This window comes from Micromonospora sp. NPDC047793, from assembly GCF_040642635.1.
Lineage (GTDB): Bacteria > Actinomycetota > Actinomycetes > Mycobacteriales > Micromonosporaceae > Micromonospora.
In genome coordinates this window covers 148,885-171,857 of sequence record NZ_JBEYSG010000013.1, presented here as the reverse complement: position 1 = coordinate 171,857, position 22,973 = coordinate 148,885, and the positions used below count along the sequence as shown (strand labels likewise).

23 protein-coding genes are annotated in these 22,973 nt (G+C 70.9%); 12 read left to right on the top strand and 11 right to left on the bottom strand.

Features of this window, described 5'->3' with window-relative positions:
* The first annotated feature begins 95 nt into the window (after positions 1-95).
* Together ABZ738_RS23695 and ABZ738_RS23690 are read left to right on the top strand one after the other, a co-directional pair.
* Positions 96-971 carry an LD-carboxypeptidase gene (locus ABZ738_RS23695; protein WP_357216445.1) on the top strand — a complete coding sequence of 292 codons (876 nt, stop codon included), beginning with the start codon at positions 96-98 and terminating at the stop codon, positions 969-971.
* A gap of 134 nt (positions 972-1,105) precedes the next feature.
* Positions 1,106-1,606 carry a hypothetical protein gene (locus ABZ738_RS23690; RefSeq protein ID WP_131054870.1) on the top strand — a complete coding sequence of 167 codons (501 nt, stop codon included), beginning with the start codon at positions 1,106-1,108 and terminating at the stop codon, positions 1,604-1,606.
* Positions 1,607-1,666: 60 nt separating this feature from the next.
* Here the strand turns inward: ABZ738_RS23690 and ABZ738_RS23685 are convergent, their stop codons facing one another.
* Together ABZ738_RS23685 and glnA are read right to left on the bottom strand one after the other, a co-directional pair.
* Positions 1,667-2,092, bottom strand: coding sequence for a DUF350 domain-containing protein (locus tag ABZ738_RS23685; protein WP_131054871.1), 426 nt, complete (start codon positions 2,090-2,092; stop codon positions 1,667-1,669).
* Positions 2,093-2,190: 98 nt separating this feature from the next.
* Complete coding sequence (gene glnA / locus ABZ738_RS23680) at positions 2,191-3,540, bottom strand: type I glutamate--ammonia ligase (RefSeq protein WP_131054872.1); 1,350 nt, start codon at positions 3,538-3,540, stop codon at positions 2,191-2,193.
* A 205-nt stretch (positions 3,541-3,745) separates the two neighbouring features.
* Between glnA and ABZ738_RS23675 the strand changes: the two genes are divergently transcribed.
* The 3 genes from ABZ738_RS23675 (at position 3,746) to ABZ738_RS23665 (ending at position 7,135) form a co-directional block, all read left to right on the top strand.
* Positions 3,746-5,527 carry an NAD+ synthase gene (locus ABZ738_RS23675; RefSeq protein WP_357216397.1) on the top strand — a complete coding sequence of 594 codons (1,782 nt, stop codon included), beginning with the start codon at positions 3,746-3,748 and terminating at the stop codon, positions 5,525-5,527.
* A gap of 111 nt (positions 5,528-5,638) precedes the next feature.
* Entirely contained in the window at positions 5,639-6,484 is an 846-nt protein-coding gene (gene panB / locus ABZ738_RS23670; RefSeq protein ID WP_131054874.1) for a 3-methyl-2-oxobutanoate hydroxymethyltransferase, read from the top strand.
* Positions 6,485-6,616: 132 nt separating this feature from the next.
* Complete coding sequence (locus tag ABZ738_RS23665; protein ID WP_357216442.1) at positions 6,617-7,135, top strand: hypothetical protein; 519 nt, start codon at positions 6,617-6,619, stop codon at positions 7,133-7,135.
* Positions 7,136-7,196: 61 nt separating this feature from the next.
* On the opposite strand, the gene npdG is transcribed toward ABZ738_RS23665, so the two are convergent.
* Both npdG and ABZ738_RS23655 read right to left on the bottom strand, forming a co-directional pair.
* Entirely contained in the window at positions 7,197-7,895 is a 699-nt protein-coding gene (gene npdG, locus ABZ738_RS23660; protein ID WP_176094956.1) for an NADPH-dependent F420 reductase, read from the bottom strand.
* Positions 7,896-8,084: 189 nt separating this feature from the next.
* Positions 8,085-9,518 (bottom strand): RNB domain-containing ribonuclease, encoded by a 1,434-nt coding sequence (locus tag ABZ738_RS23655; RefSeq protein ID WP_131056955.1) that lies wholly within the window; start codon positions 9,516-9,518, stop codon positions 8,085-8,087.
* Between the two features lie 386 nt (positions 9,519-9,904).
* Here ABZ738_RS23655 and ABZ738_RS23650 point away from each other — a divergent pair, with 386 nt between their 5' ends.
* A complete protein-coding gene (locus tag ABZ738_RS23650) occupies positions 9,905-11,116 on the top strand; it encodes a hypothetical protein (protein ID WP_357216392.1) in 1,212 nt (403 codons plus the stop codon).
* A 381-nt stretch (positions 11,117-11,497) separates the two neighbouring features.
* On the opposite strand, the gene ABZ738_RS23645 is transcribed toward ABZ738_RS23650, so the two are convergent.
* Entirely contained in the window at positions 11,498-11,707 is a 210-nt protein-coding gene (locus ABZ738_RS23645; RefSeq protein ID WP_176094958.1) for a hypothetical protein, read from the bottom strand.
* Between the two features lie 330 nt (positions 11,708-12,037).
* Here ABZ738_RS23645 and ABZ738_RS23640 point away from each other — a divergent pair, with 330 nt between their 5' ends.
* Entirely contained in the window at positions 12,038-12,547 is a 510-nt protein-coding gene (locus tag ABZ738_RS23640) for an NUDIX domain-containing protein (RefSeq protein ID WP_357216388.1), read from the top strand.
* A complete protein-coding gene (locus tag ABZ738_RS23635; protein ID WP_357216385.1) occupies positions 12,540-13,334 on the top strand; it encodes a nucleotidyltransferase domain-containing protein in 795 nt (264 codons plus the stop codon). Before ABZ738_RS23640 ends, ABZ738_RS23635 begins: the two co-directional genes overlap by 8 nt.
* Before the next feature lie 4 nt (positions 13,335-13,338).
* On the opposite strand, the gene ABZ738_RS23630 is transcribed toward ABZ738_RS23635, so the two are convergent.
* On the bottom strand, positions 13,339-14,205 hold the full coding sequence (locus tag ABZ738_RS23630) for an AraC family transcriptional regulator (protein WP_357216382.1): 867 nt from the start codon (positions 14,203-14,205) through the stop codon (positions 13,339-13,341).
* Between the two features lie 385 nt (positions 14,206-14,590).
* Between ABZ738_RS23630 and ABZ738_RS23625 the strand changes: the two genes are divergently transcribed.
* The 4 genes from ABZ738_RS23625 to ABZ738_RS23610 all read left to right on the top strand — a co-directional run bounded on the left by ABZ738_RS23625 (position 14,591) and on the right by ABZ738_RS23610 (position 17,678).
* Positions 14,591-14,962, top strand: a complete 372-nt coding sequence (locus ABZ738_RS23625) for a hypothetical protein (RefSeq protein ID WP_131052045.1) — start codon at positions 14,591-14,593, stop codon at positions 14,960-14,962.
* Complete coding sequence (locus ABZ738_RS23620; protein ID WP_131052046.1) at positions 14,959-15,423, top strand: roadblock/LC7 domain-containing protein; 465 nt, start codon at positions 14,959-14,961, stop codon at positions 15,421-15,423. The genes ABZ738_RS23625 and ABZ738_RS23620 overlap by 4 nt, the downstream gene beginning before the upstream one ends.
* A gap of 903 nt (positions 15,424-16,326) precedes the next feature.
* Positions 16,327-17,103 carry a GntR family transcriptional regulator gene (locus ABZ738_RS23615; protein ID WP_357216378.1) on the top strand — a complete coding sequence of 259 codons (777 nt, stop codon included), beginning with the start codon at positions 16,327-16,329 and terminating at the stop codon, positions 17,101-17,103.
* Positions 17,104-17,318: 215 nt separating this feature from the next.
* Positions 17,319-17,678, top strand: a complete 360-nt coding sequence (locus ABZ738_RS23610) for a hypothetical protein (RefSeq protein ID WP_357216439.1) — start codon at positions 17,319-17,321, stop codon at positions 17,676-17,678.
* 246 nt (positions 17,679-17,924) lie between these two features.
* Here ABZ738_RS23610 and ABZ738_RS23605 read toward each other — a convergent pair whose 3' ends face one another.
* From ABZ738_RS23605 to ABZ738_RS23585, 5 genes are all read right to left on the bottom strand, one after another.
* Positions 17,925-18,956 carry a hypothetical protein gene (locus tag ABZ738_RS23605; RefSeq protein WP_357216375.1) on the bottom strand — a complete coding sequence of 344 codons (1,032 nt, stop codon included), beginning with the start codon at positions 18,954-18,956 and terminating at the stop codon, positions 17,925-17,927.
* A 262-nt stretch (positions 18,957-19,218) separates the two neighbouring features.
* The gene (locus tag ABZ738_RS23600) at positions 19,219-20,406 is read right to left on the bottom strand and encodes a tyrosine-type recombinase/integrase (RefSeq protein ID WP_357216372.1); all 1,188 of its coding nucleotides are present in this window, start codon (positions 20,404-20,406) and stop codon (positions 19,219-19,221) included.
* Positions 20,406-20,588 (bottom strand): helix-turn-helix domain-containing protein, encoded by a 183-nt coding sequence (locus tag ABZ738_RS23595; protein WP_357216369.1) that lies wholly within the window; start codon positions 20,586-20,588, stop codon positions 20,406-20,408. The genes ABZ738_RS23600 and ABZ738_RS23595 overlap by 1 nt, the downstream gene beginning before the upstream one ends.
* On the bottom strand, positions 20,588-22,339 hold the full coding sequence (locus tag ABZ738_RS23590; protein ID WP_357216366.1) for a replication initiator: 1,752 nt from the start codon (positions 22,337-22,339) through the stop codon (positions 20,588-20,590). Before ABZ738_RS23590 ends, ABZ738_RS23595 begins: the two co-directional genes overlap by 1 nt.
* Positions 22,336-22,881 carry a DUF2637 domain-containing protein gene (locus ABZ738_RS23585; protein ID WP_357216363.1) on the bottom strand — a complete coding sequence of 182 codons (546 nt, stop codon included), beginning with the start codon at positions 22,879-22,881 and terminating at the stop codon, positions 22,336-22,338. The genes ABZ738_RS23590 and ABZ738_RS23585 overlap by 4 nt, the downstream gene beginning before the upstream one ends.
* Positions 22,882-22,973: the final 92 nt, after the last annotated feature.

Genomic DNA, 22,973 nt, shown 5'->3' with positions numbered 1-22,973 from the left:
TTCTGGACACCGCACTAGGCTCTGCCGCTGTGTCCCACCACACCGCACCCGATCACGTCGTACGCCCGCCGGCGCTGCGCCCCGGCGACACGGTGATGCTGGTCTCGCCGTCCGGGCCGACCCGTCCGGAACGGGTGGCCCGGGGCATCGAGCTGCTCACCGGCTGGGGCCTGCGGCCGGTGCCCGCCCCGCACGTGTACGCGCGGCAGGGCTACCTGGCCGGCACGGACGCGCAGCGGGCGGCCGACCTGAACACCGCCTTCGGCGACCCGACGGTGCGCGGGGTGATCTGCACCCGGGGCGGGTACGGCGCACAGCGGGTGGTGGACGCGATCGACATGGCGGCGGTGCGCCGCGATCCCAAGGTGGTGGCCGGGTTCTCCGACATCACCGCGCTGCAACTGGCGCTGTGGCGGGGCGCCCGGCTGGCCGGGGTGCACGGGCCGGGGGCGGCGTGGCGGGACGAGCGCACGCCGTTGGCGTCGGCCGAGTCCCTGCACGCGGCGCTGACCACCACCGCGCCGGTGACCGTACGCGCGGTCGAGACCGAGGACACCTTCCCGGTACGCACCTCGGGCCGGGCCGTCGGCCGGCTGCTGGGCGGCAACCTCTGCCTGGTGGTGGCCTCGGTGGGCACCCCGGACATGCCGGACCTGAGCGGGGCGGTGCTGTTGCTGGAGGACGTGCAGGAGCCGCCCTACAAGGTCGACCGGATGCTGACCCAGTTGCGTCGGGCGGGCGCGCTGGACGGGCTGGCAGGGGTGGCGGTGGGCCAGTTCACCGACTGCGCGGACGGCTGGCCGGTGAGCGTCGCCGACGTACTCACCGAACGTCTGGGCGACCTGGGCGTACCGGTGCTGGGCGGGCTGCCGGTCGGGCACGGGCCCGGTCAGCTCAGTGTGCCGGTGGGCACCCGGGCCGTCCTCGACGCCGACGCCGGCACGGTGACCGTGGACCCGGCTGTCAGCTGAACCACCCGAAAGTCTGGTTCGTCCGGTATTCGCGGCGCGATTGCCAGCTCGCTGACAGGTCTGCCACGGCTCGACCCCAGCCAGGCTGGTCACTGTCGGTGACGTCATCGCATCACCGACGAGTTGGAGGACCGATGTCCCGCACGATCTCGAAGAAGCACCTGCTGGCCGGGCTGGCCGCCGCGGGTGTCCTCGGCGTGGGGATCGCCGCCCCCACGGTGGCGCTCGCCGACGACAAGGCAACCCCGAGCGCCAGCGCGAGCGCCGAGCAGCAGGACGAGAAGCGGCCGGAGCCGGGCGCGCACCGGGCGAAGTTCGCCGAGTCCCTGGCCGAGGAACTGGGCGTACCCACCGAGAAGGTCACCGAGGCGCTGGAGAAGCTCCGCGAGGAGCACAAGCCGCAGGGTCGCCCGGACGGCGAGGGTCGCGAGCGTCCCGACGGGGACCGGGGGCCGAAGGGCTCTCCCGAGGACCGCACGGAGGCGCTGACCGAGCGGTTGGCCAAGGCGGTCGAGGACGGCAAGCTCACCCAGGAGCAGGCCGACGCGATCACCGCGGCCGTGGAGGCCGGCGTGTTCGGCGGGCCGGGCGGCTGGGCCGGCCGGGGCGGCCCCGGCGGGACCGGCGGGAAGTGACACCGCGTGGGGCGGCATCCGGTCGGATGCCGCCCCACGGTCGTGCTGACGCGTGCCGGCTCAGGCGATACAGGCGCAGACGATCAGCGCGGCACCGAAGTGGGTGGCGGCGCTGACCTTGGCGACCGGGTGCGGCTCGTCGGCGCAGATCACCTCGCCCAGCTTGCCGGGGGTGAGCAGGTCCAGCACGAAGAAGGCCAGCGCCATGATGCCCAGGCCGATCACTCCGAACAGGATCGTCGAGGCCAGCCCCTTGGCGAAGTCGCTGTAGCTGGTCAGGATCGCGGTGAAGACGATCCCGGCGACGCCGAGCTGGTTGGCGGCGAGCAGCAGGCCGGCGTTGGCGTTGCGGCGTATCCAGATCAGGTCCCGCAGCTTGCCCGGGGTCAGCAGGTCGACCAGGACGAAACCGGCGGCCATCAGCCCGACCCCGACCACCCCGAACACCACGCTCTGCCAGGCTCCGCTGAGCAGATCCTCCAGCACCGACTGCCTCCCCCACCGTCTGCGGCCGGCGGGCGCCGGCACGGTGATCGAGACGATAGCGGCACCGCGCAACGCCCGCCCGGGCGGTGGTGGCGGTCCTACAGCGACAGGTACCGCTGGCGCTCGTACGGGGTGACCTCGCGGCGGTACTGCTCCCACTCGGCCCGCTTGTTACGCAGGAAGAAGTCGAAGACGTGCTCGCCGAGCACCTCGGCGACCAGCTCCGAGCCGGCCATCACGTCGATCGCCTCGGCGAGGTTCTCCGGCAGTGGTTCGTACCCCATGGCGCGGCGCTCGGCGCTGGTCAGCGACCAGACGTCGTCCTCGGCGCCCGGCGGCAGCTCGTACCCCTCCTCGATGCCCTTCATCCCGGCGCCGAGCAGCACCGCGAAGGCGAGGTACGGGTTGGCGGCCGAGTCGGGCGAGCGGACCTCCACCCGGGCCGAGTTCGGCTTGCCGTACGCCGGGACGCGGACCAGCGCGGAGCGGTTCAGGTGCCCCCAGCACACGTACGCCGGGCTCTCGGTGACCCGGTCCGGCAACGCCTGGGGGAAGAGCCGCTTGTAGGAGTTGACCCACTGGTTGGTGACCGCCGTGTACTCGCGGGCGTGCACCAGCAGCCCGGCGATGAACGCCCGGGCCACCTTGGAGAGCTTCATCGGGTCGCCCGCGTCGTGGAACGCGTTGCGCTCCCCCTCGAACAGCGACAGGTGGGTGTGCATGCCGCTGCCGGGCTGGTCGGTGAAGGGCTTGGGCATGAAGGTGGCCTGCACGCCGGTGGAGAGCGCCACCTCCTTGACCACGTGCCGGAAGGTCATGATGTTGTCGGCGGTGGTCAGCGCGTCGGCGTAGCGCAGGTCGATCTCCTGCTGGCCGGGGGCGACCTCGTGGTGGCTGAACTCGACCGAGATGCCGATCCGTTCCAGCGACAGCACGGCCTGGCGGCGGAAGTCGCGGGCCACCGCGTGCGTGGTGTGCTCGAAGTAGCCGCCGCTGTCCACCGGCACCGGGACGCTGCCGTCCATCGGGCCGTTCTCCAGCAGGAAGAACTCGATCTCGGGGTGGGTGTAGAAGGTGAAGCCCTTCTCCGCCGCCCGGGACAGCGCCCGGCGCAGCACGTGCCGGGGGTCGGCCCAGGAGGGCCCGCCGTCGGGGAGCAGGATGTCGCAGAACATCCGGGCGCTCTCGCCGCTGACCCCGCCCTCGAACGGGAAGACCTGGAAGGTGGTCGGGTCGGGCATGGCGACCATGTCCGACTCGAAGACCCGGGCGAAGCCCTCGATCGCCGAGCCGTCGAACCCGATGCCCTCCTCGAAGGCGGCCTCCAACTCGGCGGGGGCGACGGAGACGCTCTTGAGCGTGCCGAGCACGTCGGTGAACCACAGCCGGACGAAACGGATGTCCCGCTCTTCGAGCGTGCGGAGGACGAACTCCTGCTGACGGTCCACTGCCCCAACCTTCCGCGACACGCTATGTCCGGCTTCGGACGGTGATTACCCGACCTGACCGACCAGTCTCCACCGACCCGATTACGCAGACGTTAACCGACCCGCGGCCACTGCGTCCCGCCCAGTCCCGACCCCCGGTCGCCGGGTGGCGTGGTCTGCGCGGACACCACGTGTCGAGTCCGCCCACCGTGGGCAAGATGAGGACATGCCCACCCTGCGTCTCGCTCTGTGCCAGGTCAACCCCCGGGTCGGCGACATCGCCGGCAACGCCGAGATGATCCGCTCGTGGACCCGGAGATCCGCCGACGCCGGAGCCGGACTCGTGCTCTTCCCGGAGCTGGCGCTGACCGGCTACCCGGTCGAGGACCTGGTGTTCCGGCGCTCCTTCGTCGCGGCGTCCCAGGCGGCGCTGCGCCGCCTCGCCGCCGACCTGGCCGCCGACGGGCTGGGTGACCTGCCGGTCGTGGTGGGCTACCTCGACGCCGACGGCCCGCCCCAGGTCAGCCCGGACGCCGAGCCGGGCCGGGGGGCCCGCAACGCCGCCGCCCTGCTGCACCGGGGCGAGGTGGTGGTCTCCTACTTCAAGCACCACCTGCCCAACTACGGCGTCTTCGACGAGGACCGCTACTTCGTGCCCGGCGACACGCTGACCGTCGTCCGGCTCGGCGGGGTGGACGTGGCGCTGACCATCTGCGAGGACCTGTGGCAGGCCGGCGGCCCGTTCGCCGCCGCCCGCGACGCCGGGGTCGGGCTGGTGGTCAGCATCAACGGCTCGCCGTACGAGCTGAACAAGGACGACCTGCGTCTGCCGGTGGTCCGCCGGCGCGCCGCCGAGGCCGAGGCGACCATCGCGTACGTCAACATGGTCGGCGGCCAGGACGAGCTGGTCTTCGAGGGCGACTCCATGATCGTCGCGGCGGACGGCACGCTGCTGACCCGCGCGCCGCAGTTCGTGGAGCACCTGCTCGTGCACGACGTGGAGCTGCCGGAGACGGGCAGCGGTCCGGGTGCCACCCTCGGCGGTGCCCGCGACGGCGCCGCACTCACCGGCGGGCTGCGGATGGTGCGGGGCACGATCGACGCCCTGCCCCCGGCACCGGACGGCCCGCCGGTCCACGGCGGGATCGTCGAGCCGGTCGCCGACGAGGCCGAGGTGTGGGAGGCCCTGGTCCTGGCCCTGCGTGACTACGTCGACAAGAACGGCTTCCCCTCGGTGGTGCTCGGGCTCTCCGGCGGCATCGACTCGGCCGTGGTGGCCGCCATCGCGGTGGACGCGCTCGGTCCCGACCGGGTGGTCGCCCTCTCCATGCCCAGCCAGCACTCCTCCGGGCACAGCCGCGACGACGCCGCCGACCTGGCCGAGCGCACCGGCCTGGACTACCGGGTCGAGCCCATCCAACCGATGGTGGACACCTTCCTGGCGAACATGTCGCTCTCCGGGGTGGCGGTGGAGAACCTCCAGGCCCGGGTACGCGCCGTCATCCTGATGGCGCTGTCCAACCAGGAGGGCCACCTGGTGCTCACCACCGGCAACAAGAGCGAACTGGCGGTCGGCTACTCCACCATCTACGGCGACTCGGTCGGCGGCTTCAACCCGATCAAGGACGTCTGGAAGACACTGGTCTGGCGGCTGGCCACCTGGCGCAACGCCGAGGCGACCCGGCGGGGCGGGACGCCGCCTATCCCGGAGAACTCGATCGGCAAGCCGCCCAGCGCCGAACTGAGCCCCGGCCAGCTCGACAGCGACGCGCTGCCCGACTACGACGTCCTCGACCCGATCCTGATCGGCTACATCGACGGCGACCTGGGCCGCGACGGCCTGGTGGCCTCCGGGCACGACCCGGCGGTGGTGGACAAGGTGCTCCGGCTGGTGGATACCGCCGAGTTCAAGCGCCGCCAGTCCGCGCCCGGGGCGAAGATCTCGATGAAGGCGTTCGGGCGGGACCGGCGGCTGCCGATCACCAACCGGTGGCGCGAGGACGGCTGACCACCGGCGAGTGACATCCTCCACTGCGCTCTGCCGCGACCGGGGCCGCCGGTGCGACGATCGCGGCAGAGCCCGGGGACCGCGTACGCGGCCTCGAGGAAGGAGACAGTCATGGTGGAGTCCACCCCGACCGAGGTGACCGCCCTCTACGGCGGCCCGGTCACCCGACGGGTCCGCACCCGCGACCTGATCGCCGCCAAGGAACGCGGCGAGAAGTGGCCCATGCTCACCTCGTACGACCAGTACAGCGCCTCGATCTTCGACGCCGCCGGCATCCCGGTGCTGCTGGTCGGCGACTCGGCCGCCAACAACGTGTTCGGCTACGAGACCACCCTCCCGATCACCGCCGAGGAGCTGCTGCCGCTGGTCCGGGCCGTGGTCCGGGCCACCCGCCAGGCGCTCGTCGTCGGTGACCTGCCGTTCGGCTCGTACGAGGAGGGCCCCACCCAGGCCCTGCGGACCGCCGTGCGGTTCATGAAGGAGGGCGGCTGCCACGCGGTGAAGCTGGAGGGCGGCCGGCGCTGCGCCGACCAGATCGCCGCCGTCGTCGGCGCCGGCATCCCGGTGATGGCGCACATCGGGTTCACGCCGCAGAGCGAACACACCATCGGCGGCTACCGGGTACAGGGCCGGGGCGACACCGCCGAGGACGTGATCGCCGACGCGCGGGCGGTGGCCGAGGCGGGCGCCTTCGCGGTGGTGCTGGAGATGGTGCCCGGTGAGGTCGCCAAACGGATCACCGCGGAGCTGAGCATCCCGACCGTGGGCATCGGCGCCGGCCCGGAGACCGACGCCCAGGTGCTGGTCTGGCAGGACATGGCGGGGCTGCGCACCGGCCGGACGCCCCGGTTCGTCAAGCGGTACGCCGACCTCGCGGGCGTGCTCGGCGAGGCCACCCGGCGCTTCGCCGACGAGGTGCGCGGCGGGGAGTTCCCCGGCGCCGAACACACCTTCTGAGCGGACCGTCACGGCCCGTGGACGCGCACGGGCCGTGACACGCCCACCGACCTGCCCGTCCCTGCGGCGGCACCGTCGGAACCGGGCAGCGGGATCTGCGGAAGGCGGCTAACGTACCGGCCCGTGAAGCGAATGCACACCTCCGTCCTGACCCTGGCGTGCGCCTGCCTGCTGGCGCTCACCGCCTGCGGCGGCGACTCGGCCGACACCGCCGCCGACCCCGCCCCGTCCGCCGTACCCCCCACCGCCACGGTCGCGCCGCCCTCGGCCACCCCGACCCCCGACGCCTCCGCGCCGTCGACGGCCAGCGCCGCCGACGTGGTCGGCGACAAGAAGTTGTGCCAGTCGGCGAAGAAGGCCAGTGACGGGATGCGGGCCGAACTCGTCAAGGCCCTTCAGTCCGGCGGCGAGCCGACCCCGACCGTGTTCAAGGAGATCCTGGGCGGGTTGGAGAAGGAGATGACGAAGCTCGCCGCCAGCGGTGGCGGCGACAGCAAGGTGGCCGCCGCGATGGGCAAGTTCAGCACCGAGGCGGGTCGGGCGGCAGCCGCCGCCGATCCGGCCGCCGCCGCCGACAACCCGGGCTTCGCCAAGGCCGGCGAGAACCTCACCGCCGCCTGCAAGAAGGCCGGCGTCGAGGTCGTCTTCTGATCCCTGCGTACGACGCAGCGGCCCGCCGGGATCCCGGCGGGCCGCTGCGTCGTACGGTCGCTCAGACGTCGGTGACGCGGACGCCCGCGTGCGCCTTGTAGCGCTTGTTGATCGCGATCAGGTTGGCGGTGAACGCCTCGATCTGGTGCGCGTTGCGCAGCCGTCCGGCGTAGATGCCCCGCATGCCGGGGATCCGGGCGGCGAGCGCGCCGACGATCCCGACCAGCTCCCGCTCCTCGGTGCAGATCAGCACGTCCAGCTCGATCCGGTCGATCTCCGGGTCGGCCAGCAGCGGCGCGCTGACGTGGTTGAACGCGGCGCAGACCCGGGAGTCGGGCAGTAGCGCGGCGGCCTGCTGGACGGCGCTGCCCTCCGACACCGGCAACGCGTACGGGCCCTGCTTGTCGAAGCCGAGCGGGTTCACGCAGTCGACCACGATCTTGCCGGCGAGCGGTGCGGCGAGCGCGGAGACGATGGCGGCGTGCCCGTCCCACGGCACCGCGATGATCACCACGTCGCTGCGCCGGGCCACCTCCTCGTTGTCCGCCCCGGTCACGCTGCCCTCCGCCGGTACGCCCGGCAGGGCCGCGATCTCCGCAGCCGACTCGGCCGCGCGCTGCGCGGAACGGGAACCGATGAGCACCGTCTGACCGGCCCGGGCGAACCGGTAGGCGAGCCCCCGGCCCTGGTCACCGGTGCCACCGATGATGCCGACGGTGAGCCCGGAAACGTCGGGCAGGTCGCTCGCGTCATATGCCATGGTCGTCATCCTCGCAAATCCTGCGGCCCCGCAGCAGCGCTCTGAGCTGTGACAAACCCCGCTGAGCAGGCCCGACGGCAACCGCCCGCAGCGTCGCGACTACGCACCGCCGACCGTTGCGGGGTCCCGGTGGTCGAGGATCGCGGCGAGCCGGGTCCCGCCGCCCGTCGGAGACCGCCGTGAGCCGGATCAGGCCAGGGCGAAGGTGACCGTGCGGGTGGCTGGGTCGGCCGCGACCAGTCGGACCCGGACCCGGGTGCCGAGCGTCAGCTCGCCGGTGCACCGGGCCCGTACCGGCGGATCGTCCAGGGCCACCGCGCCCCCGGGCGGACGGTTCGCGCGCCCCTTGCCGTTCGGCGGCGCGTCGACGTCCAGCACCGCCGCGTCGAACGTCTCCCCCACCCGGTGCGCCAACAACACCGCCTCGGCCAGGTCGATCGCACCCCGACTCGCCGCCGACGCGGCCCGGTCCGTCGTCGACATCACCGCCGGCAACCGGGGCAACGCCTCCCGGGCCCAGTCCGGCACCGCACGGCCGTCGTGCAGGGCCAGGCAGACCTCCGTGGCGTACCGGTCGGCCAGCCGACGCAGCGGCGCTGTCACGTGCGCGTACGCCGCCGCCACCCCACCGTGCGCCGGCTGCTCCGGGACCTCGCCGTCGAACGCCGTGTACGCGGCCGACCGCATCAGCTCCGCCGCCTGATCGACGAAGGCGGCGGCCCTCGGTTGCGCCGGGTCCAACCCCAGCAGCAACTCCCCGACGCTCATCCCCTCCGGCCAGTCCACGCCCAGCGGCCCCGCCGCCGCCCGCAACCGCTGCACCGCCTCCGCCTTCGGCGCGGGCATCGTCCGCAACAGCCCGATCCCGCCGGCCAGCATCAGGTCCGCCGCCGCCATCCCGGTGAGCAGCGAAATCTGCGCGTTGTGCTCCTCCATCGGCACCGGTGCCCGCAGCACCAGCCGCCACCCGTCGCCGTCGGCCTCCACGTCCTGCTCGGGGATCGGCAGATTGATCGCACCCCGGCGCAGACCCCGCGCGGTCAGCAGCGCACCGATCTCCGGCAACAACGCGATCGGCTCCGGCAACCGGCCCGCGTCCGCGTCGGCCTGCACACTCGGATAATCCAACTGGGCCCGGCTGCGCACCAGCGCCCGCTCCAGCGAGACAGCCGTGGTCGCGCCCTCGGCGTCCAGGTCGATGGTCCACAGCACCGCCGCCCGGTCCACGTCCGGCAACAGGCTCGCCGCACCCTCACCGAGACTGTGCGGGTGCAACGGCACGTTGCCGTCGGGCAGGTACACCGTCTGCCCCCGCCGCCAGGTCTCCTCCTCCAACGCACCACCCGGGCGTACGTGCGCGGCCACGTCCGCGATCGCGTACCGCACCCGGAAGCCCCCACCCGTACGGCGGCTGAGGTGCATCGCCTGGTCCAGATCCCGCGACCCCGGCGGATCCACCGTGACCAGCGGCACGTCCGTCCGGTCCACCGCCGGCCGGGGCGGTGCGGCGACCGCCTCGTCGGCCTCCCGCTGCGCCTGCTCGGGGTACGCCTCAGGCAGCCCCAACTCACGACGTAGCCCGCCGAAATCGATGCGGGGTGCGACAACCCGTCGGATGACCATGGGCCAATCCTGACAGCCTCCCGCACGCCCCGCCCTCCCCCGACCGACCACCCCACCACCACACGTCGGTGGCGGGTGCGGCGAGCCCGCACGCGTCGATCATGGAGTTGTGGCACCCGCCTCGCCCAATTTCGCGGCTTTCGCGGAGGGCCACAACTCCATGATCGCGCGGGGTCGACCGGCCCTTGAGCGTGCGAGGCCGGCCTTGAGTGCGCGAGGGTGACCGACGGGCAACGCGTGGGTAGGGACCTGCTTCGTCGAAGTGGGGTGCCTACTTGGCGGTGGCTCGCTTGGCGGGGGCCTTGCGGGCCGAGGTCGTCGTCCGCTTCGCGGTGGACTTCGCCGCCGAACCCGTGGACTGACGCGCACGGCTCGCGGCGCTCGTCGTGGCCTTCTTCGCCGGGGCCGTGGACTTGCGGGCCGCCGCCCTGGTCGTCGCGCTCGCCGTGGACTTGCGGGCCGGTGCTGTCGACTTCCGGGCCGGTGCTGTCGACGTGCGCGCCGAGGCGGTGGACTTCTTCGTGCGCGCCGAGGCGGTGGACTTCTTCGCCGGGACGGCGGACTTCCGAGCCGCCGTACCCCTGCTCGTCGCCTTCGCCGCAGACTTCTTCGCCGGTTCGGACTTGCGCGCCGCCGTGGCCCGGGTCGTCGTCTTCTTTGCTGCGGTCGCCGTCTTGCGTGTCGCGGCCGGCCGGGTCGAGGTCGCCTTCTTCGCCGGAGCGGTCTTACGCGCCGGTGTAGCCCGACCTGTCGCCGCCTTCTTCGCCGGAGCCGTCTTCGTCGCGGGAGCGGCCTTGCGCGCGGAAACGGTCCGACCGGCCGTCGTCTTCGTCGCGGGGGCGGCGGTGGACGCCTTCTTCGCCGGGGCCTTCTTCGCGGGTGCCTTCGCCGCCGTCGTACGGGCGGGGGTCCGGGTCGACGCCGTGGTGGTCTTGCGCGCGGGTGCCTTGCTGGCCGCCGCCGTGGTCTTCGTGGCCGGCGCCTTGCGCGCGGTGGCGGCCCGCGCCATCGTCGCCTTGCGCGCGGGCGCGGCCTTCCGCGCGGCGGAAGCAGCCTTGCGCGCGGGCGCAGTCTTACCCACGGCGGAAGCCGCCTTCCGAGCCGGCGCGGCCTTGCCCACGGCGGAAGCAGCCTTCCGCGCCGGCGCAGTCTTACCCACGGCGGAAGCAGCCTTCCGGGCCGGCGCGGCCTTGCGCGCGGCGGGCGCGGTCTTACGCGCCGGGGTCGCCGCGCTCGCGGACGCCTTGGCGGCCGTGGTGCGCGCTGCCGTGCCCCGGGCCGCTGTACTGCCGGCCGCCGCGCTCCGAGTGCTCGTGCTCCGGGTACCCGTGGTCCGCGCCGCCGTGGTCCGGGCCGCTGTGGCCGTCGCTGTGGTGGCCTTGTTGGCCGGCGCCCGCTTGGCCGCTGTCGTGGTGCGCGCCGGAGCCGGGCACCCCTCGCTCGCCGCAGCCCGCGCCGAGGTGGTCTTCTTCCCCGCACCGGCAGCGGCCGTCTTCTTCGCCGCAGCCGCAGGCGTGGGCTTCACGCCGGTGGCAGCCGTAGCGGACCCGGGCGCGGTCTTCCGACCGGCAGCCGCAGGGGTCGCCGCGGTGATCTGACTGGCGGGGGACTTCACGGCGGCGCGCTTGCGGGCGGGGGCCGTCGTGGTGCCCGCTGACGCGGTCGCGTTCGCGGCCGGGGTCGCCGTGGCGGTGCGCCGGGCGGCCGGGGGCGTGGCGGTGGTGCGCTGGGAGGCCGGGGTCCGGCCGGCAGCACCGGACGCGGTACGGGTGGCCGGGGCGGTGCCGTTCGCGCGCCGCGTGGTCGGCGTACGGGTGAGGCCGGCGGTGCGGTCCGTGGCGGCAGTCTGCCGGGCGGGTGTTCGCGTCGCGGCCGGTCGGGTGGCCTGTTGTGCTTCGGCCATCTCGGTTCCTCCTTGGGGACGTGCCGCCGCCCTCGCGGCGCACGTGGTGTCGCGACGCGAGGTCGTCCCGCGTCGGCTACTTCTCCTCCCCGTCCTCCTCGGCCCTACGGGCGTCCTCGGCTTCCCACGCTTCGTTGCGCTCCCGCACCTTCTGCAGGGCGTTCTCCGCGTCGGTGGCCGAGGCGTACGGGCCGAGGACGTGCCGGGCAGGGCACACGTCGGCTTCGTGCTCGACCCGGTGGTGTCGCGTACACCAGTAGTAGCGCCCATGTCCGCTGTCGTTCATGGGATCACTGTGCATCGGGACACGACGGCCCGCCACCGGAACACTGCAAGTCACCAGGCTTTTCCACAGTAGACCTGCTTGTGGCTTTACATGCGAAAACGGCGAAAAACACAAAATGTCGAGGTAGTGCGAACACTCTCCGTGCACGACAGGGTGTCGCTGCGACGGCGGATGTCGACGCCGACGGCACAATGTCGGCACGCCGCGACGGCGCGCGCACCGAGCGCGTCCGAGGCTCGCTAAATCCAAGCCTGCCAGGGAAATCGGGCCACCGGCCGGATCGTCCTGACCGGATGCGAGCGCCGATCGGCACCCGGCTAAGGTCGCCGGATGGGCGTACCGGAATACATCCTGAGGATGCGTGAACACGTCGGACACGAGCTGATTTGGCTACCCAGCGTCAGCGCGGTGGTCCGGAACGACGCGGGCGAGCTGTTGCTCTCCCGACTCGCCTACGACGGGCGATGGTCGGTGGTGAGTGGCTTCGTCGAGCCGGAGGAGCAGCCGGCCAGCACGGTGGTCCGCGCGGTGCTGGAGGAGACCGGTCTGGAGGTCGAGCCGCTGCGGCTGAGCAGCGCGGTGACGCATCCGCGCACGTACCCGAACGGGGACCGCTGCGAGTACCTCAACCTCGGCTTCCGCTGCCGTCTGCTCGGCGGCGACCTGCGGGTCGACAACGAGGAGTCGCCGGACGTGCGGTGGTTCGCCCCGGGGCGGCTGCCCGACCTCGACGAGCACGCCCGGATGGTGATCCGGCACGCGCTGGGCACCGAGGTGTCGGCGTACTTCCTGCCCGCCGGGATGCGCTGGGGCGCGCCGGGCGAACTCGAGCATGCCTGACGCGCTGCTGCGCTACCTGACCGAGCTGGTCGCCGCCGCGCGCGAGGTGCTCGGCGACGACCTGCGCGGGGCGTACGCGGCGGGCTCGGTGGGGTTGGACGCGTACCAGCCGGGGCGCAGTGACGTGGACGTGGCACTGGTCTGCGGCGGCCCGCTGGACCGCACGACGGCCGGTGAGCTGGTGGCACGGCTGCGACACGAGACGCTGCCCTGCCCGGCGCGCGGGCTGGAACTGGTGGTGTACCGGTGGGAGGTGGCCCGGTCGGGCACGCCCGAGCCGGGGTTCGAGGTGGAGCTGAACACCGGCGCGGGGATGGCCTTCCGGGTGTCGTACGGCCCGGCGGACAGGCCGCCCGCCGACGGCCTGTTCTGGTACGGCCTGGACCGCAGCATCCTGCACCAGAGCGGGCGGGCCCTCCTCGGCCCGCCCGCCGCCGACGTCGTCGCCGACCTCTCCCCCGACGACCTGCGGCGGCTCGTGGTCGAGGCGCTCCGGTGGTGGCTGGCGCTGCCGCTGCCCGCCGGCGACGTGCCCGCACCCGGAGCGGAGGACGCCGTGCTCGGCGCGTGCCGGTCCTGGGTACGCCTGCACCACGGGGTGTGGCTGCCCAAGGTGGCCGCCGGCCGGCGGCTGCTGGCCGAGGCCGGACCGCTCGTCGACGCCGCGACCACCGACCTGGTGGTCCGGTCGGTCGCCGCCCGCGACGGCGGCCCACCCCCGTCCGGCCCGCAGGCCCGCGCCTTCCAGCGCCGGGTGTTGGCCGACCTCACCGGTACGCCGTCCTGAGCGCTCAGGCCGCAACCGGCTCCACCGGGATCCACAGCTCCGCGTCGGCGTGACCGCCGTCGGCCGAGATCCGGGTACGGGAGATCTCCGGACCGGGCCGGGAGCGGTACGGGTTGGACGGGAACCACTGCGTGAACACGTCCCGCCACAGGTGCTGCACCGCCTCCGGAAAGGCCCCGGAGATCTCGAAGACCGCCCACGTCCCCGCCGACACCGGCATGGCGTCCAGGTCCTCGGGCACGTCGGCGCCGGTGGCCACGCAGAACCAGTAGTCGAGTTCGGTGCCCTCGGCGCGACTGTCGGCGAGGCCGGCACCGACGTTGACGACGCCCGCCGGCTCCTGGTCGGACAGCGCCTCGATCCGGTCCCGGGTCGCCGCTTCGATGCTCCTGACGAACGCCACGATGGCCGGGTTCATGCCCCCGTGCACCAGCGGCACCCGGGCCTTGCGGCCGACCAGCCGGAAGGACTCCTTCTGCACGATGCGGTACCGCATGCTGCTGCTTCCCTCGACGGTCAGCCGGAAGGACATCCGGGGCTGGGCCCGCAACACCGCGCCGGTACGCCGGGCCTCACCGGGTCCGACCCCGTGCACCGCCTTGAACGCGCGGGCGAACGCCTCGGCCGAGCCGTACCCCCAGCGGACCGCGATGTCGAGCAGCGTGCGCTCCCCCGCGACCACCTCCGCGCCGGCCACCGTGAGCCGGCGACGCCGCACGTACTCGGAGAGCGGAACGCCGGCCAGCGCGGAGAACAGCCGCCGGAAGTGGTGCTCCGACGTGACCGCGATCCGCGCCAGCTCACCGGCGTCGACCGGCCGGTCCAGGTGCCGCTCGATGTGCTCCATGGCCTGGTTGAGTCGCTCCAGCACCCGGTACCTCCCATCCTTGCGCCACCCACACTATGGACGCGACGGCACCGGGCACCCGACAGGCTGTGCCCGGTGCCGTCGGTGGTACTCCATGCGCGCCCCCGGGTACCCGATGCCGCTCCGAAACGACGTCGACCGACCGATGATGCCCAGGTTGCGGACTGAGTAGCAGACGACATCGGCACCGAGACATCAGCCGCAGCGACGAACTCGACCGGCCCGCCGGTCACCGAGCGTGGCCCACTCAGTTCGATCGCGCTGCCCCCGGGTGCACACCGCAGGTCACGTGTGCCACCCTCGTCCGAGATTTGCTCACCCGGGGCCCGGCCCCCGGGAAGACCACGAGCTGGCGCGAACCCGGACGCCAGTCGAACCTGGAGGCACCGTGGCCAACCTCGACACCGCCCTCAAGGACGCCATGACGATCGACGGCGCGATCGGCGTCGCGCTCGTCGACTACACCAGCGGGATGACACTCGGCGTCGCGGGCGGCACACCGGAGATCGACCTGACGGTCGCCGCCGCCGGCAACACCGACGTGGTACGCGCCAAGATGCGGACCATCGAGATGCTCAAGCTCAACGACGAGATCGAGGACATGCTGATCACCCTCGGCGGTCAGTACCACATCATCCGGCCGCTGGCCGGCGCCAACGGCAAGGGCCTGTTCCTCTACCTGATGCTCAGCAAGACCCGCTCCAACCTGGCTCTCGCCCGCCACCAGCTGCGCAGCATCGAGGAGCGCCTCGAACTGTGAGCGAAACCTTCCTACCCCGCCGCACCGCGCAACGCCCGGCCGCCCCACCGCCGCCTGCCTTCCCGCCGTCCCTGGCCGGCAACCCGCGTCTGCCGTACCCGGCCATCGGCACCGAACTCGCCGAGCTGCGCCTACAGATCCCCGGCGTGCAGGGAAGCGTCCTCGGCGGCGTGGACGGACTGCGCATCACCCACGACGTACCACCACCGCTGGACCCCGACGACCTGGCCGCGATGGCGGCGGCGACCTTCGGCCTCGGCCGGCAGGTCAGCCTCCGACTCGGCCAGGGCGAGTTCCGGCAGTCCACCGTCCGCAACCAGGCCGGCTACTTCTCCGTGTACGCCGTCGGCCCGCAGGCCCTGCTCTCCGTGGTCGGCGCCGACGCGATCAACGTTGCCCGCCTCCACCTGCACGCCCCACCCGTCGCGGAACGCCTCGCCGCGCTGCTCACGCAGGTCTGACCGCTGCTGCTCGCGCAGGTCTGACCGCTGCTGCTCACGCAGGTTTGATCACTCTGTTGCTCGCAGGGATGACCGCTCTGCCACGAGCCGGGCTCACCGCCATCGTGTGCGCCACGCGCCGCGCGTGATTCCTCGCCACACGATGGCGGTGAGCCCACCACCCTAGTCACCCGTCGCGCGAGGACGTCTCGCTGACTGCCGCCCAGGCAAGCCGGAAGCCCTTCTGAGACCGGCGACGAGGACGAACACCGACCGCCGCTCGGTGGCCTGACCACGGTTGCCGATCTGGTATCCCTCAAGCCAGATCCAGCCGTCGAACGTCGTCCACTCGAGAACCCTGATCAGTCGGAAGTGGATCGGCCTGTGGAACTGCGGACTGGCCTCCCGGGTGAGGTAGAGCAGTTCTCCCGACCGAGGTACGCCAGGCGTTGACGGTCGCTGCGGCGTCTTCGAGCCTCGGGCAGGCGGTATGCGGTTGACAGCGCGTACAGACGCCCTTGTGGTGGGCGTCGATGACCGACCACGCGAGTTCGACACGGAACGGGACCTCAGGCCGGGTCATGGGCAGAGCCGTCCGGCCTCTCGTCAGAACTCAGACGGTGGTAGGGACGCTGGTTCGTCGACCCGCTGCGCGCCAGTCCAGCTCGGACGCGCTCTTGGTCGACCGAGATCACCTGCCGGACGACGTCGATGGGCTCGTCCGGCCTCTGGAACCACTTCGACCGCGTCACTGGTTGCCTCCGGAAGTCGTAGGGGCAACCGACACAGACACACCTACCCCTAGGTCACTCTCCGTGCCGGTTGCGTTGCAACCCTAAACCCGTCCAGTCAACCTGTCTAGACAGGCTCGCCGAGGGTGCGGCGCAGAAGAGACTCCGGAAGATCGGCGGTACGGTGACGGACGTGCCTACCCCGCACCCAGAGCCACCCCGGTACCGGTTGATGGCGGAAGAACTGCGCCGCCGGATCATGTCCGGCGCGATCCCGCCTGGGGCGCTACTGCCCAGCGAATCGACCTTGATGACCGAGTTCTCCGTGGCGCGCGGAACGGTCCGGGAGGCGCTCGCCCTGCTGCGCGCCGAGGGCTTGGTGGTCACCGAGATGGGACGCGGGACGTACGCGCGGACCACCATGCCCGTACGGCGTCTCGGCTCCGACCGCTACCGTAAGGAACTCGACCAGGTCCGCTCCGGCGAACTTGGTACGTCGTTCACGACGGACCAGCAGATCCCGTGGTCGGCGTACACCCTGGACAAGGCCTTCCACGAGACGCCCGCGAGCGAGACGATCGCCGACCTCTTCGGCGTCGAGCCGGGCACGATGCTGCTCGAACGCCGCTTCGTCTTCCGGACACACGGCACGCCACAGCAGATGTCGACCTCATACCTGCTGCTGGAGATGGTGACCGGCACCCCTGTGGCCGACCCCGCCAACGAGCCGTGGCCCGGCGGCAACACCGCGCAACTTCACAGCCTGGGCCACACGATCACGTCGGTGCGGGAGCAGGTCCGGGCGAGGATGCCCGTACCCGACGAGGTCGACACCCTGCGGATTCCCGGCGGCGTGCCGGTGGTCGTCCTCACGCGGCAGACCTATGCCGGGGACCGCGTCCTTGAGGTCGCCGACATCACGATCCCCGCCGACAGGGTCAGCCTGGACTATCGAATCGACCTGGGTTAGGTCGCTGCTGGATGCCGCGGAATCCACCGGCACCTACCGCCACGAACGAGAATGCTCGCCGACAGCCAGCGCGAGCCGCCGTCCGAAGTTCGAGGCGATCGAGCAGCGCTTGGGTCAACATCGGCTCACCGTGGCCAGCGGTGAATGCGGTGGTGTCGGTCGCGGGCGGCTCGGTACTGTCCGGGCTCACGATCGACGGGAATAGCGGGGTCGAGTTGAGCAGTGGCGTGGGTACGACGGTGTTGTGGCGCCCGACCGGGCCACAGGAGCTGGAGCTTGTCCGCGCCTCGGGGTGGCGGCAGTGGCCGCCGCGCCTGCCCGAACAGCCGATCTTCTACCCGGTGTTGAACGAGGACTACGCGATCAAGATCGCCCGGGACTGGAACGTGCCCGCCTCCGGCACGGGTTACGTGACCCGCTTCCAGGTCGAGACGGAGTTCCTGAGCCGCTACCCCGTGCGCCAAGTCGGCGGCGACACCATCTTGGAGTTGTGGGTACCCGCCGAGGAACTGGACGAGTTCAACAAGCACATCGTCGGTGCGATCGAGGTCGTCCACGAGTTCCGGTCGCAGTGATCAGGAGGGCCAGCGGTTAGCGGACGTCCTGTCCTGCATCGCATTGAAGCCACTCGCCACGTCGAATGAGACCAGCCCATGAACCAGCTCAGAGCCCTGATCGGGGCTCTGAGCTGGTGGGAGACGGACGAGTCGACCTGTACGCCGGATTATGAACGCGAGACGCCCGCTGACCTGGGGAGGCGCCAGGCGATAAACCTCCTGGGCCGCCATCGGGCCGTCCGCGTGCATCGAAGGTACAACCGCCTAGCCAGGAAGTGCAGAGATCACTTCGCTGGCAACTCTGAGAAGCGGCGCACCGATGTCACCCAGGGTGCCCGCGATTTGCACGAGCCGCTGCACCCCACGCTTCAGCCGCTCAGGGTTGTCGCCAGCAACTCGCAAGTCGGCTATGGCTGCATCGATACGTCGAGCTTGAGACTCTGTCGCCTCGGCACGCACCTGAGCAGCAGCCGACATGAGCTCATCGAGCAAGCCATCCGGAAGGACACTAGATGTAAATTTATTACCATATACGTCATTACCAGACCCGAAAACACCAGACGCGCTGCCATGAAAATTGAATATATTACTCACCGGCGATCTCCGCTTTCCATTGAGTTGTAGGCGCTCGTACGCCTCCACACCCGTCCGCGTCAAGGCGTAACCGTAATCGTCTTCCTCGATCTTTCCGCTGTCGATCAACCGGTGAGCTGCCACCTCCGCCTCATGGCCCGATAGCTGCAGGAATGGAGCGATATCTCGTGCGGCAACGAACCTTCCCGCACGGCCATGCGCCACCTTATATATCGCCTGCAGGAGAGCCTCATCGCGCTTCATCAAAGCCTGAGGAGTCACCTCGGCCGCAGCCTGATACTGGAAATCAGCTTCAGCCATGGCTGCCGATCTACCGATCCTCGCCGCAATACGCCACGAGGCAAATACCCCGAGCAATGCTGCCGACACCCACAGCTTATATTCAGCTCCCCGCTGGATCCAGATCCATGCCGCCGAGAGCATCGATAGGCCAAGGGTGAACCTGAAAATACCACTGGTGACGTATCCACTCAATACGATTTTTATCCCTGTGCCAACAATAAATAGAATTACGATTATCTGTTCCACCAAGATTCGGGCCACATAGTCGCCGCCCTTCGTGAAGGGGACTGCCACATAAGCTATCGCTATCAGCGATAGAATCCCCGCCAGCCATTCATGGCCCGCAAGAGCCCAGACTAGGAACAGAACCAGCACCAAGCCTATTGCGGCAGACAGAGGCTGACTGGCGAGCAGACCCATGGATCGAGGGTAGTGGCACCAGGCACGCTGGCAAATCTCCTGACCGCCCGCCCCTCGAATCAGATGAGTCGCAAAGATGACAGTCCGAGCCGGATCCGCATTGACTACACGACTCCGTTGCCCCCGAATCACACAGTTGACTAGCTTTTGCCCGAGATGGTCACGCCGCTCCAATAGGCGACAGTTACCCTTTGCCACCTGGCACCGCTTCTTGTTGATCAACGTGACGTGCTTGGCGGAGCAGCCAAGTCGCGGTGTTTGTTCATCCGAACAGCTGATCGATCGCGTTTCGGGTGCGTTCCTCGCTCGCCGGCATCAGGTGCGTGTAGACGCGGAGGGTGAAGCCGGGGTCGGCGTGGCCGAGGTACGAGGCGAGGGCCTTGATGCTCTCCCCCGCGTCGAGCAGCGACGAGGCATAGAAGTGGCGTAGCGCGTGCATCCCCGTAGCGCGAGTCGGCGTGATGCCAGCCGCCACGACGGCAGGCCGCCAGCTCTTGTTGTCGAAGGTGCGTCGGTTGATCGCGCCGCGTCGGGTGGTGGTGAACAGCAGCGGGAACGTGACCCGCTCGTCGGTGGCCGGGTCCTCCCACGGCAGGGTGAGCGACAGCGGGGCGAAGTCGTCGATGTGCTGGCGTAGCACCTGGGCGACGGAGTCGGGCAGGGGTATCCGGCGGTCCCGATCGTTCTTGGGCAGCCCGAAGACGAGCCGGGAGCGGACGAGCTTGACCTGACGGGAGACGTGCACCCATCCGCCGTCGAAGTCGATGTCGTCGACCCCGAGGCCGAGAATCTCTCCCTGCCGCAGTCCACAGCCGGCCCCCAGGTCGACCATCGGGCGGTACCGCTGGGCGAGGCCAGCGCGGATTGCCGAAACCTGTTCGTACCGCCACGGCACCACCCGACGCTGCACCGGTCGCGGTGGCTTGACGGACTTTGCCGAACACGGGTTCTTGGCGATCCGCTCGTCATCAACGGCCGCACCGAGGATGGTCCGCAGGTGGGCGAAGATCACGGCCCGAGTCGCCGGAGCCAGCTTGCCGACCATGCTGGCGTCCCACTCCCGGATGTGACCCGGCTTGATGTCGGCCAGTTGCCGAGAGCCGAAGAAGGGCACCAGGTGCTTGCGTACTCGGAACTCCGTGCTCTCGCGGGTCGACTCGTCAAAGGAGCGCGTCCGGAGCCAGTTCTCCGCGTACTCCGCGAAGGTCATCCGACCGGCTTTCGGGTCGACGTAGGAGCCCCGGAGCTTGTCCGTCTCGGTCGAGACAAGGAACGCCTCTGCGTCGCGCTTGGCACGGTCGGGGAATGACTGGCTGCGCTCCCGGCCGTCGGGGCCGATGTAGCGGACCCGGTACCGCAGCCCCTTGCCAAACCGTTCGGACTTGACCCGCTCCTTGCGGCCGGTGGGATGTCGGATGACGTTGTACCAGCGATCCTCGACGTGTCCCATCAGGCCGCCGCCTGCTCACGTACCCAGGACCGGACCGTTTCCGGTTCGTACCGCAGGTGTCGACCGACCCGGGCGGCCGGCGGACCGTACTTGACCTTGCGCCAGCGGTACAGCGTCTCGGGCGGCACCCGCAGGTACGCCGCCACGTCCCGGATCGTCCAGAGCCCATCGTTCCCCGCCATCACAGCCCCTCCCCCGTAGTGCCGTTCGTGCCCGTCTTCGTTGCGGTGTCGGAAAGCTGGGCGGCGCGGTCTTTGGCTGCGAGGAGTTCGGAGCGCCAGCGGGCACGTTCGCCGATCGCCCGAAGCAGCCGATGCGCCAGCGGACCGACGTCGGGATCGTCGGGTCGGGCGAGTTCCCAGGCGTGGCGGACGGGTTCGACGGTGGCGCCCTGGTCGTCGACGCTGTCCAGGCCGACGGTGACGCCGAGCAGGGCGCGTACCCAGGCCCGTACGTCGTGTTTGTGGTCGGAGAGGGTTTTGCCGGACCAGTCGCGGGAGATGAGGATGCGTCTGCCGCCGATGCCGAGGGTGTCTCGTTGGTGGACTTTGCCCTTGCAGCGGCCCGGTTTGAGCTTGGCGTTCGCCTTTCGGGGCTGGATGCCGTAGAGCAGCCAGTTCGCGCAGCGTTCGGTGCAAGGCGTGATCTGGAGTTCCTGCCACAGCCGGTCCAGGTGTGCGCGCTGCCGAATGCTGGTGATCTTGTGGACGTCGCCGGTGTGTTTGGTGATGTACTTCGTGACGTAGCGGATCGTGCGTTCGGCGTCGTCGGTGCCGGGCATGACGCCGCGTGCGTCGACCTGGGAGCCGAAGCGCACGACGTGTACCGGTTCCGCGTCGGGGTCGGCGTCGATGGCGTCGAGTGCTTCCGTCCAAGTGGTCAGCGGCGCGTGGGTGTCGGGGTCGACCCACGCCGAAGCCTGTTCGTTCCAGGCCGGTAGCCGGTCGAGGGTGTACCGCTGGGCGTCGACCGAGGGCCACCACACCTGGTGGTAGGTGGCCGCCGCCACGGTGCGGAGCACGTCGCGGGGGATGGTGCCTCGGATGGCGAAGTGTGCGTGTGGGGCGAGTCGGCGTTGGGGCTCGACGCAGCCGGCGTACTGGACGTTCCATCCTTCGCAGCGGCGCAGGTTCTGCCAGAACCGGTCCAGCAGTCGGGGGAAGTAGACGGCGTCCCAGGCGGCGCGGCGGTAGTCGTACCGGTCGGGGTTGAGCGGGGTGCCGTCGGGGCGGACGGGGCCGTAGGAGTCGAGGGTGAGCGTGAGCCACATCGACGGCCGGTAGGCGGTGCCGTCGGGGGCGGTGTAGGTGCGGCCGACGGTGCGTCGCTCGACCTTGCGCCGAGGGAGGTCCGGGGCGTCCTGTCGGCGGCGGGTGGAGCGCTTACGGCGGCGCCCGGTGTCCTCGTCGCCCTGGTCGTCATCGCCGGTCGAGTGTGGCGGGGCGACTCGGCCCCGGAGTCCTTCGGCCGTGATCGCCTCTTCTACTTCGCGGATCGCCTCGTCGAGGTCGTCAACCTGGTCCCACTGGCTGGCCCGAGATGCCTCGTCGCGGGAGAACTCCAGGTGCCCGCGCAGCAGAACCAGCGCCTTCTGTTCCTCGGTCGCCGGTTCCGGTGGCGGTAGGGGTTCGTCGTCGCGGTGCCAGCCCTCCCGGATCTGGGCCTGCCGCAGGCGGCGGTTCTTCCTCGCGCACGGCCCGCACTTGTCTTCCCGCGTCGCGCCGCAGGGCAGATCGATGACCTCCGTCAGGCCGGTGTTCAGGTCGGTCCGCCGCATCGCGAGGGGGCGAACGCAGACGCCGTACTCGGCCGCGATCTCTTTGAGGACGTCGACGGAGCGGGGTAGTGCCATGCGGGCCGCCCGCGACCCCGGCCGAGGTGGTGCAGCCGGGGTCGGGGCGGGTTCGAGGCCGGGCAGGGTGGCAACGGTCATCGGATGATCCCGACGACATGCGGCCGGTTGGGCTGAACGGCACGGGGCGGCAGCACCGCCGGAACGACGGACGGCGTCGGGTCAGCCGGGCGGACCGGCTCGACTTCGGTGGCCAGCTCAGTTTCCTCGGACCGGTACGCGATCGGCTCATGCGGCTCGACAGTCGGCGGAGTAATTGGAGCGTTGGAGAGGACGACCTTGACCAGGGCGAGGAACGCCAGCGACGGCACCGCCGCCACGATCCACCCCCACACGGACGGTTCAGCGCCTGCTACTTGGGCGGCGAGGGAGAGCAGCGCGAAGGCCACCAGGAGCGAGCCGACCAGGCCGACGGGGCGGCCGGTGCGCCGTCGGGCGCGGATCTCCAGGCCGAGGTAGATGGCCATCAGTTCGACGGCTACGGCGTTGGCCCAGCCGATCCAGTGTGGTTGGCCGTGGGCGACGGAAAGGTCGTGGACGTGGGTGAAGGCGGCGGCGCCGGCCATGGTGCCGATGGCGAGCAGGATCACCAGGCGTACCGCGGATTCGGTGCGGGTGGTCATCGCCATTCCTCCAGCGGCGTTTCGCGGATGGTGAGGTCGATGCGGATGCGTCGGCCGTTCATGTCGGGGCGGCGGTCGACCATGTGCGCCAC

Bases quoted from the DNA above. Each gene is read 5' to 3' on its own strand.
- ABZ738_RS23640 (WP_357216388.1), top strand. From the start codon at position 12,038: ATGGGCGTACCGGAATACATCCTGAGGATGCGTGAACACGTCGGACAC.
- ABZ738_RS23690 (WP_131054870.1), top strand. From the start codon at position 1,106: ATGTCCCGCACGATCTCGAAGAAGCACCTGCTGGCCGGGCTGGCCGCC.
- ABZ738_RS23600 (WP_357216372.1), bottom strand. From the start codon at position 20,406: ATGGGACACGTCGAGGATCGCTGGTACAACGTCATCCGACATCCCACC.
- npdG (WP_176094956.1), bottom strand. From the start codon at position 7,895: ATGGCATATGACGCGAGCGACCTGCCCGACGTTTCCGGGCTCACCGTC.
- ABZ738_RS23595 (WP_357216369.1), bottom strand. From the start codon at position 20,588: ATGGCGGGGAACGATGGGCTCTGGACGATCCGGGACGTGGCGGCGTAC.
- ABZ738_RS23695 (WP_357216445.1), top strand. From the start codon at position 96: ATGCTGGTCTCGCCGTCCGGGCCGACCCGTCCGGAACGGGTGGCCCGG.
- ABZ738_RS23590 (WP_357216366.1), bottom strand. From the start codon at position 22,339: ATGACCGTTGCCACCCTGCCCGGCCTCGAACCCGCCCCGACCCCGGCT.
- ABZ738_RS23605 (WP_357216375.1), bottom strand. From the start codon at position 18,956: ATGGGTCTGCTCGCCAGTCAGCCTCTGTCTGCCGCAATAGGCTTGGTG.
- ABZ738_RS23645 (WP_176094958.1), bottom strand. From the start codon at position 11,707: ATGAACGACAGCGGACATGGGCGCTACTACTGGTGTACGCGACACCAC.
- ABZ738_RS23635 (WP_357216385.1), top strand. From the start codon at position 12,540: ATGCCTGACGCGCTGCTGCGCTACCTGACCGAGCTGGTCGCCGCCGCG.
- ABZ738_RS23665 (WP_357216442.1), top strand. From the start codon at position 6,617: ATGCACACCTCCGTCCTGACCCTGGCGTGCGCCTGCCTGCTGGCGCTC.
- ABZ738_RS23655 (WP_131056955.1), bottom strand. From the start codon at position 9,518: ATGGTCATCCGACGGGTTGTCGCACCCCGCATCGATTTCGGCGGGCTA.
- panB (WP_131054874.1), top strand. From the start codon at position 5,639: ATGGTGGAGTCCACCCCGACCGAGGTGACCGCCCTCTACGGCGGCCCG.
- ABZ738_RS23675 (WP_357216397.1), top strand. From the start codon at position 3,746: ATGCCCACCCTGCGTCTCGCTCTGTGCCAGGTCAACCCCCGGGTCGGC.
- ABZ738_RS23585 (WP_357216363.1), bottom strand. From the start codon at position 22,881: ATGACCACCCGCACCGAATCCGCGGTACGCCTGGTGATCCTGCTCGCC.